This is a genomic window from Lysinibacillus sp. GW821-FHT14F06 (genome assembly GCF_058803665.1).
The window spans coordinates 61,452-79,858 of record NZ_JBXAPF010000014.1; the positions used below are offsets into that span (position 1 = coordinate 61,452).

Sequence of the window (18,407 nt, forward strand, 5' to 3'; positions counted from 1 at the left end):
AAATACGAGATGACAATGGTAATGAAAGAACGAAATAGTAGGAACTGGCACGGAATGAAATGAAACTGTAATAAAAAAACAGAAATAGAGTGCTATAATAGTAAGAGAATACTTCTTACATAGGTAAGAGATTTAGGTGGTTTAAATATGATAGAAATGAAGAATGTGACAAAGAAGTACCCAAATGGCGTTGTAGCGACAAATGGGATTTCCGTTAACATAAAGCAGGGAGAATTTGTTTATGTTGTTGGCCCAAGTGGTGCTGGTAAATCAACATTTATAAAATTAATGTATCGTGAAGAAAAAGCAACTTCCGGTGAAATTACGGTGAATGGTATAGATTTAGCAAGTTTGAAAAATAAGAAGGTACCCTTTTTGCGCAGACAACTTGGTGTTGTTTTCCAAGATTTCAAGCTTTTACCTCGATTGAATGTCTATGAGAACGTTGCGTTTGCTTTAGAGGTAATTGAAGAAGAGCCAGTGGAAATTCGTCGTCGGGTGATGGAAGTATTAGAGCTTGTCGGGCTAAAACATAAGGCAAGAATGTTTCCGAATGAACTATCAGGGGGCGAGCAGCAACGTGTTTCAATTGCACGCTCAATCGTCAATGTTCCGAAGGTTGTAATTGCAGATGAACCTACTGGAAATCTTGATCCAGAAACTTCATGGGAGATTATGAATTTATTTGAGGAAATTAATGCACGTGGTACAACGATTGTAATGGCAACCCATAACCGTGAAATCGTGAATACGATTCGACGTCGAGTGATAGCGATTGAGGGCGGCATGATTGTCCGTGATGAGCACGGAGGTGAATACGGTTATGAAATTTAATACGGTAAAACGTCACTTCCGAGAAAGTATTAAGTCGCTTGGCCGTAATAGCTGGATGACCATTGCTTCTGTGAGTGCAGTAACTGTTACATTAATTTTAGTAGGCGTTTTTGCGCTTATTATGATGAATTTGAATAAAGTCGCATCTGATTTAGAGAATGATGTTGAAATTAAAGTATTGATTGATGAAACGGCAGATGAGGCTGCTGAAAAGGCGCTAATTGAAAAAATAAAAAAATTGCCAGATATTGCTGAAATGACCTATTCCACGAAGGAAGAAGAGTTAACCAAATTAGTAAAGGATTTTGGGGAAGATTTTAAACTATTTGAGCAAAGTAATCCTTTACGAAATGTTGTTTACGTGAAAGCTTCAAATCCGCAGCAAACAGCTACTGTTGCAAAAAAAATTGATAAATTTGAGTATACATACGACGTTATGTATGGAGAGGGCAAGGTAGAAAAGCTTTTCAACTTCTTAAATATTAGCCGTAATGTTGGACTAGTGTTGATTTTAGGATTATTATTTACAGCTATTTTCTTAATTTCTAATACGATCCGTATTACCATTATAGCCCGTCGTGATGAAATAGAAATTATGAAGCTTGTTGGTGCAACGAATTCATTCGTTCGTATCCCATTTTTACTGGAAGGAATGTGGCTCGGGATTTTAGGTTCTATTATTCCGATTGCGGTTGTCGCAACCCTTTATCACAATGTATATAAAATTATAGCGCCTCGTTTAAAAGGCGAGCTTGTACAAGTACTTGATTTTTCACCTCTTGTGTACCAAGTAAGCGGTCTACTATTACTAATTGGTGTACTAATCGGTATTTGGGGAAGCTTCATGTCAGTGCGTAAGTTTTTGAAAATATAGGTAGATGATTGATAGCTCAAACGACATCAATCTACATTACAAAAAAATAGTCGAAGGGGAGTTCAGTCGGTGAAAAGTAAGGCGAAAAACTCAATGAAAACACTTGCGGTAGTATCTGCACTATTTCTTTTTATCCAAACTCCATCAGCGTATGCAACTAGTTTATCGGATTTAAAAGATGAAAAAAAACAAGTGGAAACAAAGAAAAATGAATTAAATTCATCCATTAAAAACAAGACAAATGCAATTACTGCAAATGAAGACAAGCAACAAAAGCTATTAGATCAAATTCAAACGTTGAACGCTGAAATCGACAAAACAAATAGTAATATCAAAAATGTACTTGCAGACGTGCACGCTACTAATGAAGAAATAAAAGCATTAGAGGATTCAATAGCAGAGCTTCTGCGTAAAATTGAAGAGCGTGATTTATTGTTGCAGGACCGTGCTCGTGCAATTCAAGCGGGTGGATCTGTTAGCTATTTAGACGTACTACTAGGTTCTAATAGCTTCGTAGATTTTATCGATCGATTCTCTGCTGTTAATGCTTTACTCGATGCGGATCGTCAAATTATTCGTGATCAAAAAGAGGACAAGCAAACTTTAGAGGAGCAAAAGAAGGTGTTAGAAAATAAACGCCAAAAGCTTGAGGAAAAACAAGCTGAACTTGAACGTTTAAAAGCATCTTTAGATGGACAAAAAACAGAGAAAAATAAATTAGTAGATCAATTAGAAAAAGAGCAGGAAAAGCTCAAATCTGAAAAAGTATTGCTAGAAAAAGAATATTCTGAAGCACTAGAAATTAGTGACGAATTACAACAAAAAATTATTGATGAACAAAATCGTTTAGCGGAAATTGCCCGTCAGCAGGAAGCAAAACGCAAGGCAGCCGCTGCAGCAGCAGCGAATGCAGGCAATCATGGGGGTGGCTCATCAACTGTTAATGCGCCACAATCTGATGGTACATGGATTACACCTACAAATGGTCGTTTAACATCACCATATGGCTGGCGTAATATTGGCGCAGGTCCTGAATTCCACTATGGTGTGGATCTTGCTAATAAGACAGGAACACCAATATGGGCAGCGGCTGATGGTGTTGTATCCTATGCGGCACCACTTAGCACATATGGCAATGTAGTCATTATTACACACTCTATTGACGGTCAAATTTATACGACAGTATATGCACACTTAAATTCCTTCAATGTAAGTGTGGGTGCAGAGGTCTCTCAAGGTCAGCAAATTGCGACGATGGGTAGCACTGGTCGCGTAACAGGACCACATTTACACTTTGAGGTGCATATTGGTGCTTGGCGTGGACAAGCAGTTGGTAGTGTCAATCCATTGAAATATATTCCACTTTAAAAAATAGTGAAGCTATACATTAGCATAGTCTAATGTATAGCTTTTTTTATGTTTCAACAAAGGTGAGGAAGTGCTAGTTATTATACAAATTGATTATTTAATGTTACAATTTATGAATACCTATAGGGGTATATCGTGAGTTCATTTACAGAAAGTCCATGATTTAAATAGGCTTTCTGAAGATTTTCTGAAAACAGTGTGAAATAACGGTTCACATTAAGAATATATGCTATGCTAAAAATATCTTTTTTTGTGGAGGATTTTGGGTGATTAATACGGAGTGGTTCTCTATTCGGACTTTAACATTGCCAGCAACCGCTGTTGCTCTTCTAATGGCTTTTGTCATTGTATGGCTAGTATTACGAATGCAATTCCCGAAAAAGTGGTCTGGGGTATATGGAGATGTCATTTTGACCTTTATACTTGTTTGGAAGTTTAGTGTCATTGTCACTGATACTAAAACTGTTATAGCTCAACCGTTTGCATTGCTCTATTTCAATGGAGGTACAATAGGTCTCTTTTTAGCTGTTATAGCAGTATCATTTCAGCTTCTTTGGAAGAAACAAAAAATACAGTTTGATGTAACAGGAGCAAGTGCCTATAGCTGGGCAATTATCTTAACACAATCCATTTATCAATGGCTAGTCGTATTACTGAATGATAATCCGACTAATAGCGAAATTATTACTTTAACTGTGCTAAGTGCACTAACAATCCTCATATTATGGAAAGTATCTACTATCAATTATGCTTTACTCGTCTATACAAGTGGATTGATTATTGTAGCTAACTTTCAGCCACTTGGGTTATGGCAACCGGCTGTAGGGATCAGCGTTATATTACTTATAATAGGTTTACTATTGCAACGCTTTGTAAAGAATTTTGAAACGAAAGATTGATATTAAAAGAGAAAGAGAAGATTATTGGAGGGAAATAATGAAGAAGAAAAATGTTGGGCTACTAATTGTCGTATTGTTAGTAGTTGCCATGGTTGGTACATATGTTAGACAGCAAATTGATAAGGAGCGAGAAATTGAAACGGCTTCACTAGGAAAGGAGATGGAGGAGCGTAATATTGGGTTGAAAAATGGAGACACGCCACCAGATTTTACACTCACAAGTCTAGATGGAGAAGATGTCACCTTGAGTAGTCTTCGTGGAAAAAAGGTTGTATTAAATTTTTGGGCGACTTGGTGTCCGCCATGTAAGGCTGAAATGCCACATATGCAAAGCTATTATGAACAATATGCCAAAGAAGATAATGTAGAAATTGTAGCTGTCAATTTAACCTCGGCTGAACGTGATGTGACGGCTGACGCTAAAATTGATACGGTAATGACCTTTAGAGATAGCTTCGAATTAACTTTTCCAATTGTTCTTGACCCAGAAAATTCAGTTGGCTCAGAATATCAAATATTAACAATACCTACAACATATTTTATTGATTCTAACGGCTATATTCAACGAGCTATAAGAGGCCCGATGGATGCTGATATGTTAAAAACTTATGTGGATGCATTAGACTAAATCTACGCAAAAATCTGCTCGTTTTCTATTAAAAGCGCAGCAGTTTTTTTATGGAAACTATTGCAATGAAAGTATCAGGCATTCAATTAATTATTTTGAAGCGTAATCTTGTATGTTTGAAAATTAAAAGTCATACAGTAAAAGAGACGGAGGAGGGAAGATTTGCGCAAAATAATGGCTGGTGTCGGAGTACTGGCTAGTAGCTTATTGCTAGGTAGTGGATTTTATTTTGACTGGTTTAATTTAGGGGCAGGGAATAAAAAGGAGCCAGTCGTCACAGAGGTTGAATCAATCAATGAAGCCATGAACTTGATTGAGGAGAAATCTGTATACAATACAAAAAAGGAATCGTTGGTGGAGGGGGCACTGCGTGGTATGGCAGATGCAATTAAGGACCCTTATAGTACCTATTATTCGAAGGAAGAGGCAGAGCAGCATCGACAAATGTTAGCTGAAGAAAGAGTGGGTATTGGTATTGAGCTAACTGAAAATAACGGAAAGTTTATTGTTGTATCTCCTGTTCGTTCATCCCCAGCGGAGAAGGCAGGCATGCGATCACTCGACGAAATTGTACAAGTTGATGGAGTTCGAGTAGATGGGAAAAAGATGAGTGAATTAATGCAATTAATTCAAGGGGAAAAGGGCACGAAAGTTACCATTGTCGTTTATCGACCTAGTGAGGATAAGCATATAAAAATGACAATGGAACGAGCTGCAATATCGAATAAAACGGTATCAAGTGAAATAATCAAGGTAGAAGATACGTCGATTGGCTATGTGGAAATCTCTATCTTCGGTGAAAAAACAGCAAATGAATGGGTTGCTGAAACGAGTAAATTACTGAGAAAAGACATCGAGGGACTTGTTATTGATGTAAGGGATAATCCAGGTGGTTATTTACATAGCGTCGCAGCGCTACTGAGCACGGTATTAGAGAATGGCAAAGTATTTGCGTATATGCAAAATGCTGAAGGTGCTATGGAACCATTAAAAACAGAAGCAAAAAGCTTTGACGAGAAATATTTACAAACGATGTATAAAATTCCGATTGTAATTTTACAAAATGAAGGCAGTGCATCAGCTAGTGAGGTACTTAGTGGTGCATTAAAAGGATGGGGGCGTGCATCCATCGTTGGAGTTAAGAGCTTTGGTAAAGGAACTGTACAGGAATCCTGGGCTTTATCAAATGGTGGAGAACTAAAACTATCTACAAATAAATGGCTGACACCAAAGCGTGAATGGATTCATGGGCAAGGAATAGAAGCGAATTTAGTGATTGAGCAAAATGAATTATTCGCCTTCCAGATGCACCCATTGTCTGGCAAATTTAAAGTTGGTGATATGAGTGAGGAAATTTCGTATACCCAAAATGCTTTAAAAAAGCTTGGTTATAAAATTGATAGACTAGATGGTTATTTGGATGAAAAGACAGAGGAAGCTGTTATGCAATACCGAGATGAGAAAAAATTGAAGCAGGCAGAAGATAATATTTATCTAGATTCAACATTCTTTAATAGCTTAAATGACACATTGAAGCAATATAAACAAGATCGTCAAAATGATTTACAGTTCCAAATGGCGACAAGCTTTTTATTGCACAATATAGAACAGTAGATAATAGAAATTTGATTTGTAAAAATGACATCCGCTGAATATAGTTAAGTAATGACAATATCTTTAGTTTGTACTACGCAAGTGTGTAGTCGTTTGATACAATAAATTCATAGTATTTAAGACAGAAACGGCGGGTGTTCGTATGGTTAGTGATATATTAATAGAAATTGTAACAGCGATTGGCCGCTTTTTACTCAACCCATTACTGTATATTGCTATTATTTTTGCAATTTTTTTAGGGTATCGTCGCGTAAAGCAGGAACGTAAATTTTTTAATAGACGCATTATTTGGGGATGGACAGAACTAGTTGGGCAGTGGAAGCATGGTTGGCTATATGCCCTTATAATTTCACTATTAAGTGTTGGTGCAGGTTTAACAGTACCTAAAGATTTTTTATTATTGCTAATAGCTATTTCAGCTTTGGCACTAATCCTGTTTTTCATAAACGCACTTTCTCCTATTTATACGATGGGTCTTGCTGCTTTCATGATATGGGGAATGTTTCATTATCATTGGACTTTTGCATGGTGGAAGTTTTCAGTGGAAGGTGTAAATTTATTAGAAGGTTCTATTGTAACCATTACTATTTTAGCAGGTCTATGTGTAATTGCTGAGGGTATATTAATTCGTCGAACAGCTCTAAAGGTAACAACGCCTTGTGTGGAAAAAACCAAGCGTGGTATGCAGGCCATTGTATATCGTTCAAGAAATGTTTGGCTATTACCAATCTTCTTTGTAATGCCTGGTGATATTATTCCATCAGCATTGCCCTATTGGCCACAATTCACATTAGGTGACAATCATTTTGCACTTGTCCTATTTCCGATAGTCATAGGATTTTCAAAGCTTGCAAGAAAAGAATTACCAGCCTTGAAGCTACCCAAAATAGGGAAATCAGTGCTTATACTAGGACAGCTTATTTTAATCGGTGGACTGGCAGCATATTTGGAGCCACTAATCGGTTTTATAACCTTAGCAGTAGGTGTAGTCATCCGTGTCATTATTTCTATTTTTTATGCAATGCAAGATAAAACTGATATTTATGCAGTTGCACAAAGCACGAAAGGAGCCATTATTGCAGCAGTACTACCGGATTCGCCTGCTGAAAAAATGGGTTTGCTTGTAGGAGAGTGTATTCGTAAAGTAAATGGACGCCCCGTTTTTACTGAGGCTGAATTATATGAAGCATTACAATTAAACGCAGCGCATTGTCGTTTAGAGGTATTAGACCTTAATAACGAGATACGCCTAACACAGCATGTAATTTATAGCAATGACCATTATCGAATTGGTTTATTGCTAGCTGAGCAGAGGGATATCTAATGGATGTTTTCGGGAAAATGGTGTTAGCGTTATTTGTACCTGCATTACTTGTATTATTGTTTACTAGAATTACGTTTAATCGCTATGTTGCTTTGATTTTGGCAATTGCACTTATTGCGGCATCTGTCTATGCAGGGTATACTTCTCCACCTCTTATCTTTGTAATTGATGCATTTTCGTTAACAGTGGGTTTTTGGTTAGCCAGTAAAATGAAGCATAAAAAAGAATCCATTTAAACCTTAATCCAATAAAAGGTCAGTCCAAAGTGTATCGCTTTGGACTGACCTTTTTACATGAAAAATCGTACAGCTGCCATAATAATCACGCCAGCTACAACTGTAATAGATAAGCTTTTTGTGAGAAGCGCTATGATTAAAGTTGGCACAAATGTAAGAAATACGGGCCAATCCAGTGTAACAACTTTCCCACTGTCAGTATCCAATAAATTTTCAATAACAAGAGCACTCAAAATACAAACGGGAATAAAACTTAACCATTTTAGGACAACTTCTGGAAGCTTTACATTGCGAACAAAAATAAATGGAATAACACGTGGTAACCAAGTTACAAGTGCGCAGCCAATGATTAGCCATACCATATAAGCAGTTGTTGTCATTTATCCGTCACCACCCCAATTGTCGCCACAATAACTGTTGCAAGAAGAACAGCCACATGTGAAGGGACAAAATAAGAAAGACCATACATGATGACAATCATATAGCCGATCAACATGAGATAATGCATAATTTTATTTTTCCCAACACTGCTAAGCTGAAGGACAAGCAAGGCAACGAACATAGCTATTAAGGCAAAATCTAAACCCCATTTCTCTGGATTTGCCACCCATTTGCCTAAAAATGCGCCAGCAACACAGGAGAGAATCCAAAACAAATAGGCAGTGATGTTTAATCCGTCCATCCATTTTCCATACAACTTTCCTGTCTGCATTTGCTTTGTTACAGCTACACCAAAAGTTTCATCTGTTAGCAATGTACCAAAACCAACATTACGGAGCATGGAATAGTGCGTAAAATGTGGAGCTATTGTTAAACTCATTAATAAATGACGTAAATTTACGACGAAAATGGTTACAATGATAGCAGAAGCTGGGCTATTTGTTAAAAGGAGTGCACAAAAGATAAATTGTGCAGAGCCTGCATAAATCAAAATAGTTAAAAGTGCAATTTCGAGTACTGATAAGCCAGAAGCGGAACCTACAACTCCGAAAGCAAGTCCTATACTAATATAACCGAGTAATGTTGGGATACAATCTTTTACGCCTTGTATAAAGCTGTCATTTGGTGAGTGAGTTGCTTCATTTCGAAGCTCTGTTGTACTTGTCATAAATAGGTCATCCCTTCTGAAAAATTTCCATGTATACTAATGATGGAATAGTTTGATAGTTCTTGATGTTTATTAAAGTATACATATGTCTGATAAAATAAACAATAGAAAATGGTGAATAATAATGGAACAAATGAGCCGAAATTTAGCATTTCAATTAAAGAAGATTCGTCAGCAGCGTCATTTAAGCTTAGATGATGTTTCCAAAGCTACAGGTGTAAGTAAGGCGCAACTTGCACAGATTGAAAAGGGAGAAGCGAATCCAACTGTATCAACCATTTGGAAAATTGCTGCAGGGATGCGCATTTCTTTTTCCTCTTTATTACAGCCACCAACAGCTCATTTCATGAAATATAGCAGTGATGATGCACCACATGTAGATGAAGATGAGGGGCGCTATCGCGTATATTCGATTATTCCTTATAATCCGGAGCGTGGTTGGGAGTTTTACAAGATCGAAATGGAGCCAGGAGCCTTCAGTAGGAGTGAAGCACATACAGAAGGGGTAGAAGAAACTGTAATTGTTATACAGGGACAAGCTGTTATTTCTGCTGGTGATATGCATGAATTGATTAAGGAAGGGGATACATTGGTATTCTCAGGTCATCAGCCTCATGAATATAAAAATACTTCGGAAACATTAACGATTTTACATTTAATTTTGCAGTATAAATAGAGGTGTCGAATTTGAATGAATGGTTTACTGTAGAAAATATTGAACATGTGGCAGCACAATATCGAACGCTTGGCCCAGTCATTGGATTGCTATTACCTTTTATAGAAGCATTTTTACCATTTTTACCTTTGGTTGTTTTCGTTGTGGCCAATGCAAGCGCTTTTGGATTATGGCTTGGTTTCTTACTATCATGGCTAGGCTCTGTAGCTGGGTCATATGCAGTGTTTTTACTAGTTCGACATTTTGGCAAGCACCCGAAGCTGCGATTTGTCACAGGGAGTAGCAAGGTCAAGAAGCTAATTAAATGGGTAGATATGAATGGTATTAGCCCACTGTTTGTGTTACTTTGTTTTCCATTTACACCTTCTGTAATTGTCAACATAGTAGCCGGGCTCTCCCATATTCATAAAAAATTTTATTTAGTGGTGTTGTTAGCGGGTAAGTTTGTCATGATTTTAGGAATGAGCGTGCTTGGCTATGATTTAAAATCGTTACTGACAAGCCCTGTAAGACTAATTATTGCAGCAATTGCCATTGTCTTACTTTGGTGGATCGGCAAGCTTATAGAGAAGCGATTAAACGCACGTGTGGAGAGAGATCTAAAGCAAGCGCGAAAATTGACGAAACATCATTAAGTATGGAAGTTGAATATACACATCTAGCCCCTTGTATCATGTAAAATGAGAGAAGGGGTTTTTAACTTGTTCTAAGGAAAGGAAGTCAATGCTCAGATAGAATGGAAAAGTGCTTTGGGACAACTGTGAGTGCTCGGGTTATGTAGAAAAGTGCTCCGATTTCAGTGAGAAGTGCCAGGGTTAAAGAGGAAACTGCTCTGCCCCAAGTGAGAAGAGCTCAGGTTGAGGGGAAAACTGCTCCGATTCTAGTGCGAAGAGCTCGGGTTGTGTAGGAAACTGCTCTGCCCCAAGAGGAAAGTGCTCCGCTCCAAAAGGAAACTGCTCGGGTTGCGTAGAAAAGTGCTCCGCTCCAAGTGAGAAGCGCTCGGGTTGAAAAGGAAACTGCTCCGCTCCAAGTGAGAAGAACTCGGGTTGAAGAGGAAAGTGCTCTGCTCCAAGTGAGAAGCGCTCGGGTTGAAGAGAAAACTGCTCCATTTCAAATGGAAAGTGTTCGGGTGAAGAGAAAAGTGCTCCGCTCCAAGTAAGAAAAGCTCGGGTTGAAGAGGAAACTGCTCCGCTCCAAGTGAGAAGAGCTCGGGTTGTGAAGAAAAGTGCTCCGCCCCAAGAGAAAACTGCTCGGGTTGTGAAGAAAAGTGCTCCGTTCCAAGTGAGAAGAGCTCGGGTTGAAAAGGAAACTGCTCCGCTCCAAGAGGAAAGTGCTCGGGTTGAAGAGAAAAGTGCTCCGTCCCGAGTGGGAATCGCTCAGGTAGAATAGAAAAGTGCCCAGGTTTAATTGACATAAAACATTCAAAATACATGTTTATCAAAAAAATTATAGACATAGGAGGGGAACCGTATATGACATTGCGTATTGTTTCAGGGCGATCAGGAACTGGTAAATCAACATTTATCCATCAAGAAATTGTTGAACAATTAAAATCAGAGCCATTAGGTCATCCGATTTTTGTGATTGTACCTGACCAAATGTCTTATTCAACAGAGTATGAGCTAACGAATAAACATGGCTTACAAGGCTTAATCCGTGCACAGGTTATGACATTTAAACGATTAGCATGGCTTGTATTACAGGAAACTGGCGGTATTGCACGAAAAGAAGTAAATGGTTATGGCTATCGAATGCTTATTCGTAAACTATTAGAGGAACAAAAAGATGAATTTTCATTATTCCGCCAAGCTGCTGGAAAAAGAGGCTTTACGGAGGAAATTGAGACACTCTTACGCGAGTTTAGTCGTTATAGTGTCAATAGCTCAGTGCTAGCAGAAGTAACCTCATCTTTAAAGGCCATTGATGCTCCACATACATTACAAGCTAAAACCAATGACTTACAAGTAGTTTTACAAGCTTTGGAGGCTCGACTTGGGACGACATATGTCGATAGTGAGGGCTATTATCCAATCTTAACTGAGCATTTGAAAGACTCTGAGACGATGAAGCAAGCAACTATTTATATAGATGGATTTACAGCTTTTACTGTTCGAGAGTTGGAGTTAGTTAAAGAGCTATTAAAGGTGACGAAACAAGTTACAGTTGTGCTGCCCTTTGATCATATTGATGAAGCTTATGATGAGCAGTCTTTATTTCATGAAGCTGCATTAACAAATCAACGCTTACACGATATTGCAAATGAAGAGGGCATTGAAGTAGATGCACCATTACATTTTTACTATACGTACCGTTTTCAATCTAAAGATTTACAGCATGTGGAAGAGGGATTTTCGAAAATGGTATCACAATCAAAAGAAACTTCTGGTGATGTTAAGGTACTTGAAGCATCCAATCGACGTGCTGAGATACATGCCATTGCCCGGGAAATAACAAAGCTGACAAAGGAGGATGAATATCGTTATCAAGATATTGTACTTCTTTATAGACAACCAGATGTTTATGACCCGCTTATTTCAACAATTTTTCAGCAGTATGAAATTCCTACTTTTACAAATTCAAAAAAGACCATGCTCCATCACCCATTAATAGAGCTTAGTCGTTCGGTTTTAGAAGTAGTCACTTCGAATTGGAAGTATGAGCCTATTTTCCGTAGTGTCAAAACAGATTTATTTTTCCCATTACACGCTGAGCTAAATGTTTGGCGTGAGCGTGCAGATCGTTTAGAGAATTATTGCTTAGCACAGGGTATTTATGGTGAGCGGTGGTTTGAGGAATCTCGATGGTTTTTCAAAAAATATCGAGGTCTTGAATTCCATTCTAAGGTACAAACAGATGAGGAACGTGCTATGCAAGCGGAAATCGAGGCTATTCGAGATGAAATTCGACAACCACTAAAAGTGTTACAAGACAAGCTAGAAGTAGCGAAAACAGGTAGAGATGTAGCGACTGCATTATTTGAAATGATTGAGGATTTAAAGGTCTATGAAAAGCTGCAGACTTTGAAAGATCGTGAACTGGATCGAGGAGATGCCTTATCAGCTAGCGAGCATGACCAAGCATGGAAAGAATGGATCGCTGTACTCGATCAGTTTGTGTATATGTTTGGAGAACAACAAATGACTGTAGAGGAAGCAGCAAAAATTCTAGATGAGGGCTTTGATACATTAGAATTTTCCCGCATTCCACCTACCTTAGATGAAGTAATGGTAGCGACGGTTGATTTAGCTCGTTTATCAAATATAAAAGTTGCTTTCGTTTTAGGCATCAATGATGGGATCTATCCAACACGTATGGAGTATGAGGGATTATTGTCAGATGTTGAACGTGAATGGTTTAACCAAATCGGATATGAGCTTGCACCGACATCTAAAAATCGTTTACTCCAAGAAAATTTCTTAATATATAGAGCTTTAACGACGCCTTCTGATAAATTGTATTTGTCGTATCCTACAGCTGATGAAGAAGGGAAGCCGTTACTATCTTCACTTTATATAAAGAAAATAATTGGCAATGAAAATACGCCAGGTTTATTAAGTGGAGTAGCTGTTGAGCGGGTTGTGATGGATCCAATTGAATTACTAGAAAATAATCCACTACCGTATTTACGTCATCCGCGCACAGCTTTAGCCCATCTTATGATGCAGCTACGCCAAGCTGAACATAGTCGTGAGCTTACGCCAGAATGGCTAGCGTTACAAAAATTTTATGAGCAGGATCCTTATTGGGCACTGATTTTTGAACGTGTCCTCCAACCTATTACACATAAAAATGAAGCACAACCTCTTGAAACATATATTACACAGGAGTTATACGGTCAAAAACTGACATCCAGCGTTTCTCGAATTGAAAAATATTTTAGATGTCCGTTTTCGCATTTTACAACATATGGGCTGCGTTTAGAGGAACGTGCAGAGTATAGATTAGAAACCTTTGCAATGGGTGATTTATTCCATGAAGCACTGAAATGGATTACAGAAGAAACGCATCGTCAACAGCTGTCATGGGTACGTTTAACGAAACAGCAGATTAAACAATTGGCACGACAAGCTGTGGAGCAAATTGTGCCAGTCTTTTCCCATCAAATCTTACTATCCAGTGCACGCTATCGTTATATTCAACGTAAGCTTATCCGTATTGTTGAACGAACAATGACAGCATTGACCCAGCATGCCAATGTTTCTCACTTTAAGCCAATTGCTATTGAGGCATCGTTTGGACCAGGTCAACATGAACAGCTCCCGCCTCTTGAAATCGATTTAACTGGCGGAAAGAAAATGTTTATGCGTGGTCGTATTGATCGGGTGGATAGCGCATCTATAGATGATCGCTCATATTTACGTATCGTCGATTATAAATCCTCAGCTCGTGATTTAGATTTAAATGAAGTCTACTATGGACTTTCTTTACAGGTCCTTACTTATTTAGATGTAGCAATGGAAAATAGCTCTTATTGGCTACCAGGAGAAACAGAGCCGGCAGGGGTACTGTATGTACATGTTCATAACCCAATGCTAAAGCTTGACAAGGATTTAAGTGATAGTGAGATTGAAGAAGATCGTTTAAAGCAATATAAAATGAAGGGACTGCTATCAGAGAATGCAGAAGCCATTTTATCGATGGATGAGCAGTTGGAAGAATCAAGCGGCCATTCGAAAATTATTCCTGTGTATATGAAAAAGGATGGGACACCTTCAGAATCTCAGTCACGGATAGTACCTGTTAACGATATGAAAAATTTGCAGCATTTTGTGCGCCGAAAGCATCAAGAGGCTGGCAATGGTATTTTATCTGGAGATACGTCTATTAGTCCGTATAAATTAAAGTCAAAAACAGCCTGTGATTATTGTCAGTTTTCTGCTGTTTGTCAGTTTGATCCCTCTGATGGCAAGCAAAGCTATCGACAATTAATGCAAGCAAAGCCAAACGAAATTGTTGAAAAAATACGGAAGGAGATGAAGTAACTTGGTACAAGCAATACCTGAAAAACCATCGAATGTTACATGGACTGATGACCAATGGAAGGCTATCTATGCATGTGGTCAGGATACACTTGTTTCTGCGGCTGCGGGTTCTGGGAAAACAGCTGTACTGATTAATCGTATGATTGAAAAGGTCATAGCCACAGAGAATCCGATTAACGTAGATGAGCTGCTAGTTGTAACCTTTACTAATGCTTCTGCAGCAGAGATGCGTCATCGAATGGCTGAGGCGCTTGAAAAAGCAATTGCAGAAAACCCTACTTCCAATCATTTAAGACGTCAACTAAGCCTAGTTAATAAAGCGCAGATTTCAACATTACATTCGTTCTGCTTAGCCATTGTAAAACAGTATGCCTATTTATTAGACATTGATCCAGGCTTTCGTATTGCTAATGAGGCAGAGGTTGCCTTGTTAAGAGATGATATTTTATCAGACGTACTTGAAACTGCTTACGATTCTGAGGATGAGGAACAAGTTCAAGCAATCTTTCGTTTAGTTGATAGTTTTACGTCAGATCGTGATGATCAAGCCATTGAAACATTAATTAGCAAGCTTTATGATACATCTCGTGTTCATGCAGAGCCGAAAAAATGGTTGGACAGCCTTCCTAAAACATATGAGTTAGCGGAAGATGTGACCATTGATGATTTAGAGTTGTCGAAATATGTGAAATTAACAGTAAAGCATAGTCTTGAAGAAGCATTTGTGTTAATTTCGGAAATGCGAACAATAACGTTACAGCCAACAGGACCAGCACCCTATGCTGAAACGGCAGAAATTGATTTTGCGATGGTTCAAGAGGGCATACGTATTAGTCGAGAGGGAGCATGGCAGGAGCTCTTTAATTATTTTGCCACCATCAAATGGTCAACGTTAAAGCGAGTGTCCAAGGATGCTTTAGTAGATGTGGAGTTACAGGAGCTTGCGAAGAAAAAAAGAGAGGCTGCCAAAAAAATTGTTAATAACATAAAAGAAACCTATTTTGTTAGAACGCCCGCTCGCTTGTTAGAGGAAATTCGTCTGATGGCTCCAACAATTGGCACATTAGTTGGACTGACAAATGTGTTTAGTGAACAGTTTCGTCTAGCAAAATTAGAACGAGGAATTATAGATTTCTCGGATTTAGAGCATTTTGCACTCCAAATTTTAACAGAGGAAATAAATGGAGATTTACAACCATCACCTGTTGCATTGGATTTAAAAAAGCGCTTTAAAGAAGTACTTGTGGATGAATATCAAGATAGTGCGACACGTTGCTAATTGAAAAGATTAGCCACTAGCATCATTTCGCTAGGAGAACTAAGAAATCAGATGAGTCGAATGATGAGGTAACGCTCTGAAAGGCTCGACCTAATCCTCCGAATAGCATTGTCGCGTGCAATCGTGATGATGTTATAAGCTCGGTGAAGTCAGTTGAACATCCTCCTAATCGAAAGAAGGAAAGCGGGATAGAGGTATTCTGTGGGATGGATAGACTGGGGTTCTATAAAAATACTCATGGTTAGAATGTAGGGAACAAAACTTCCTACTGACGAAATTCCGAATGTACGGCTCTAGAGGTATAGGTATTCGAAAGGGTACACCAACTTATTGTTGGGTTAGTGAGGTGGAGTAAAATTTGTCTTTATGAAACACCTTATAGTGTTACAGGCACTATCCAGCTAACAGGGTTAGAGGAATGACCTAAAAGTATTATATGTACAGATATGATTTCTTGGAACGTGGTAAGCTGGCTACGTGGAGAGATTGCACTCGTTGAAGCGGTATGAGGGAAAGCGTCTATAGTATAACCTCATTTTAAGCACAGTGAAAGTGATGGCACAGTACCAGTGAAGCTGTGATAATAAGCGGTGGAGGGATAGCCATTAGTCAATTTATGAATAACTAAAACATTACTTTATACTATCAGGTTCTCGTATGACTAAAAGAAATGCAATCGCCAAAAGAAGTAATAAAGTGGTGAGAGTTTTGACTGAAACAGCAAACAAGAAAGTTTTAAAACGACAGTCCTTACGAAACAATGAATATTACGATATGCAACAAACCTTAGATGACCTTTACAAAGCAAGTCAAATGAACAAACGCTTTAAAAATCTGTATGAATTGATTATTAGAAGAGAAAATATTTTACTGGCATATCGAAACATCAAGAAAAACAAGGGTTCTTTCACCAAAGGTATTAATGAATCTACAATCGTTACTATCGGAGAAAAAGACCCGATCGCCTTAATTGATTATGTCAGAAAAAGACTTGAAAACTTCATACCACACAAAATAAGAAGAAAAGAAATACCAAAAGCTAATGGAGGAATTCGACCACTCGGTATCCCGACAATCGAAGACCGAATCATTCAACAATGTATCAAACAAATTCTAGAACCAATATGCGAAGCGAAATTCCATAATCACAGTTACGGTTTTCGACCGAACAGAGGAACTTTACATGCATATTCTAGAGCAGTAACATTAGCAAACATCAACAAACTGCACTATGTGGTTGATATTGACATCAAAGGTTTCTTCGATAACGTCAATCATGGCAAACTTCTTAAACAAATGTAATCAATGGGTATCCAGGATAAAAAGGTTCTCTCAATCATAAGTAAACTACTGAAAGCAGAAATTGTAGGAGTAGGAACACCTAATAAAGGGACTCCTCAAGGTGGTATTTTATCACCGCTACTATCTAATATTGTGCTAAACGAATTAGATTGGTGGATAAGCAATCAGTGGGAAACGTTTGAAACACAGAAAAACTATGAGCGTAAAAGAATTATTGGTGGCAAGGTTAGACTTGATAGGTCAGTGAAATATAGTACCTTAAAAAGAGCCACAAGCTTGAAAGAAATGTTCATTGTGCGATATGCAGATGATTTTAAAATCTTTTGTAGAGACCATAAAAGTGCCTTCAAGATTTTCCAAGGTGTGAAAAAATGGTTAAAAGAAAGATTACATCTCGACATTAGTAAAGAAAAATCAAAGGTCATTAATTTAAGGAAAAACTTCTCGGAATTTCTAGGCTTTAAAATGAAAGTGGCTAGAAATAAAAAGAAGCATACCGTAAAATCATTCATGACAAATAAGGCGAAGAAAAACGCAATTAGCAAAATCAAAGAAAACATCAAACGAATTAAAAAGAAATCTAATGCTTCAGAAGTGTCTAAGCTCAATGCAACAATTCTAGGACTTCATAACTTCTATCAGCAAGCAACGATGGTAACGAAAGATTTTAGTGAAATTGCATTTTCAGTCAAACGAACCTTATATAACAGCTTGAAGAAAGTTTCATCGGATAAAGGTGAGCCAAGTACGTACTACAAGAAACATTTCAAAGATTATCTTGGCAAGAAAAAGATATTCGTTGCGAAAGTAGCGATATTCCCTATCGATGGAATCAAACACAAAAGTCCAACAAACTTTACGCAAGAAATCAATAATTATACAGTTGAAGGTAGAAGTCTGATTCATAAAAAGCAAAAATCAGTATCAGAAGAAGTTGTGAAGTATCTCATGAAAAATCCTGTAATCAATCGTAGTATTGAATACAACGACAATCGTATTTCTAAATACATTGCTCAAAAAGGGGTTTGCTTTATCACAGGAGAAGCACTCATTCTGAAAAATATGGAATTACATCACATCGTTCCAAAGGCAAGAAGTGGTAACGATAAGTATGACAACTTAGTTTTTATAACGAAAGAAGCCCATAAACTGATTCATGCCACAACAGAAGACATCATTAATAAATACTTTCAAATGTTAGAGTTAACAAAACAAAGTTTGGACAAAGTAAATAAACTTCGTGGTAAAGCTGGAAATAAAGCATTAGTTTAAAGATTCATAAT

The 18,407-nt window shown here is 37.9% G+C and carries 15 protein-coding genes and 2 pseudogenes; 15 read left to right on the forward strand and 2 right to left on the reverse strand.

Annotated elements, in window-relative coordinates; translation table 11 throughout:
• Positions 1-147: 147 nt before the first annotated feature.
• The 9 genes from ftsE to AC1RNS_RS14015 all read left to right on the forward strand — a co-directional run bounded on the left by ftsE (position 148) and on the right by AC1RNS_RS14015 (position 7,777).
• Positions 148-834 carry a cell division ATP-binding protein FtsE gene (gene ftsE / locus AC1RNS_RS13975; protein ID WP_492993493.1) on the forward strand — a complete coding sequence of 229 codons (687 nt, stop codon included), beginning with the start codon at positions 148-150 and terminating at the stop codon, positions 832-834.
• Positions 824-1,708 carry a permease-like cell division protein FtsX gene (gene ftsX, locus AC1RNS_RS13980; protein ID WP_492993494.1) on the forward strand — a complete coding sequence of 295 codons (885 nt, stop codon included), beginning with the start codon at positions 824-826 and terminating at the stop codon, positions 1,706-1,708. The genes ftsE and ftsX overlap by 11 nt, the downstream gene beginning before the upstream one ends.
• A gap of 69 nt (positions 1,709-1,777) precedes the next feature.
• The gene (locus AC1RNS_RS13985; protein ID WP_492993495.1) at positions 1,778-3,076 is read left to right on the forward strand and encodes a murein hydrolase activator EnvC family protein; all 1,299 of its coding nucleotides are present in this window, start codon (positions 1,778-1,780) and stop codon (positions 3,074-3,076) included.
• Between the two features lie 266 nt (positions 3,077-3,342).
• On the forward strand, positions 3,343-3,975 hold the full coding sequence (locus AC1RNS_RS13990) for a hypothetical protein (protein WP_492993497.1): 633 nt from the start codon (positions 3,343-3,345) through the stop codon (positions 3,973-3,975).
• A gap of 37 nt (positions 3,976-4,012) precedes the next feature.
• Positions 4,013-4,603 (forward strand): peroxiredoxin family protein, encoded by a 591-nt coding sequence (locus AC1RNS_RS13995; RefSeq protein ID WP_492993498.1) that lies wholly within the window; start codon positions 4,013-4,015, stop codon positions 4,601-4,603.
• 50 nt (positions 4,604-4,653) lie between these two features.
• On the forward strand, positions 4,654-4,803 hold the full coding sequence (locus AC1RNS_RS14000; RefSeq protein WP_492993499.1) for a hypothetical protein: 150 nt from the start codon (positions 4,654-4,656) through the stop codon (positions 4,801-4,803).
• Positions 4,766-6,217 carry a S41 family peptidase gene (locus AC1RNS_RS14005; protein ID WP_492993500.1) on the forward strand — a complete coding sequence of 484 codons (1,452 nt, stop codon included), beginning with the start codon at positions 4,766-4,768 and terminating at the stop codon, positions 6,215-6,217. Before AC1RNS_RS14000 ends, AC1RNS_RS14005 begins: the two co-directional genes overlap by 38 nt.
• Positions 6,218-6,359: 142 nt before the next feature.
• Positions 6,360-7,541 carry a PDZ domain-containing protein gene (locus tag AC1RNS_RS14010; protein ID WP_492993501.1) on the forward strand — a complete coding sequence of 394 codons (1,182 nt, stop codon included), beginning with the start codon at positions 6,360-6,362 and terminating at the stop codon, positions 7,539-7,541.
• Positions 7,541-7,777: a DUF2198 family protein gene (locus tag AC1RNS_RS14015; RefSeq protein ID WP_492993503.1), complete on the forward strand. Its 237-nt coding sequence runs from the start codon at positions 7,541-7,543 to the stop codon at positions 7,775-7,777. Before AC1RNS_RS14010 ends, AC1RNS_RS14015 begins: the two co-directional genes overlap by 1 nt.
• A gap of 53 nt (positions 7,778-7,830) precedes the next feature.
• On the opposite strand, the gene AC1RNS_RS14020 is transcribed toward AC1RNS_RS14015, so the two are convergent.
• Together AC1RNS_RS14020 and AC1RNS_RS14025 are read right to left on the reverse strand one after the other, a co-directional pair.
• Positions 7,831-8,157: an AzlD domain-containing protein gene (locus AC1RNS_RS14020; protein WP_492993505.1), complete on the reverse strand. Its 327-nt coding sequence runs from the start codon at positions 8,155-8,157 to the stop codon at positions 7,831-7,833.
• Positions 8,154-8,885 (reverse strand): AzlC family ABC transporter permease, encoded by a 732-nt coding sequence (locus AC1RNS_RS14025; RefSeq protein ID WP_492993507.1) that lies wholly within the window; start codon positions 8,883-8,885, stop codon positions 8,154-8,156. Before AC1RNS_RS14025 ends, AC1RNS_RS14020 begins: the two co-directional genes overlap by 4 nt.
• 124 nt (positions 8,886-9,009) lie before the next feature.
• Between AC1RNS_RS14025 and AC1RNS_RS14030 the strand changes: the two genes are divergently transcribed.
• From AC1RNS_RS14030 to ltrA, 6 genes and pseudogenes are all read left to right on the forward strand, one after another.
• The gene (locus tag AC1RNS_RS14030; protein WP_492993509.1) at positions 9,010-9,561 is read left to right on the forward strand and encodes a helix-turn-helix domain-containing protein; all 552 of its coding nucleotides are present in this window, start codon (positions 9,010-9,012) and stop codon (positions 9,559-9,561) included.
• Positions 9,562-9,572: 11 nt separating this feature from the next.
• A complete protein-coding gene (locus tag AC1RNS_RS14035) occupies positions 9,573-10,196 on the forward strand; it encodes a TVP38/TMEM64 family protein (RefSeq protein WP_492993511.1) in 624 nt (207 codons plus the stop codon).
• Positions 10,197-10,776: 580 nt separating this feature from the next.
• The gene (locus AC1RNS_RS14040; protein WP_492993512.1) at positions 10,777-10,950 is read left to right on the forward strand and encodes a hypothetical protein; all 174 of its coding nucleotides are present in this window, start codon (positions 10,777-10,779) and stop codon (positions 10,948-10,950) included.
• A gap of 83 nt (positions 10,951-11,033) precedes the next feature.
• Entirely contained in the window at positions 11,034-14,543 is a 3,510-nt protein-coding gene (gene addB / locus AC1RNS_RS14045; RefSeq protein WP_492993514.1) for a helicase-exonuclease AddAB subunit AddB, read from the forward strand.
• A gap of 1 nt (position 14,544) precedes the next feature.
• Positions 14,545-15,807: pseudogene (locus AC1RNS_RS14050) on the forward strand (UvrD-helicase domain-containing protein); the annotation flags it as partial.
• 789 nt (positions 15,808-16,596) lie between these two features.
• Positions 16,597-18,396: pseudogene (gene ltrA / locus AC1RNS_RS14055) on the forward strand (group II intron reverse transcriptase/maturase).
• Positions 18,397-18,407 lie beyond the last annotated feature (11 nt).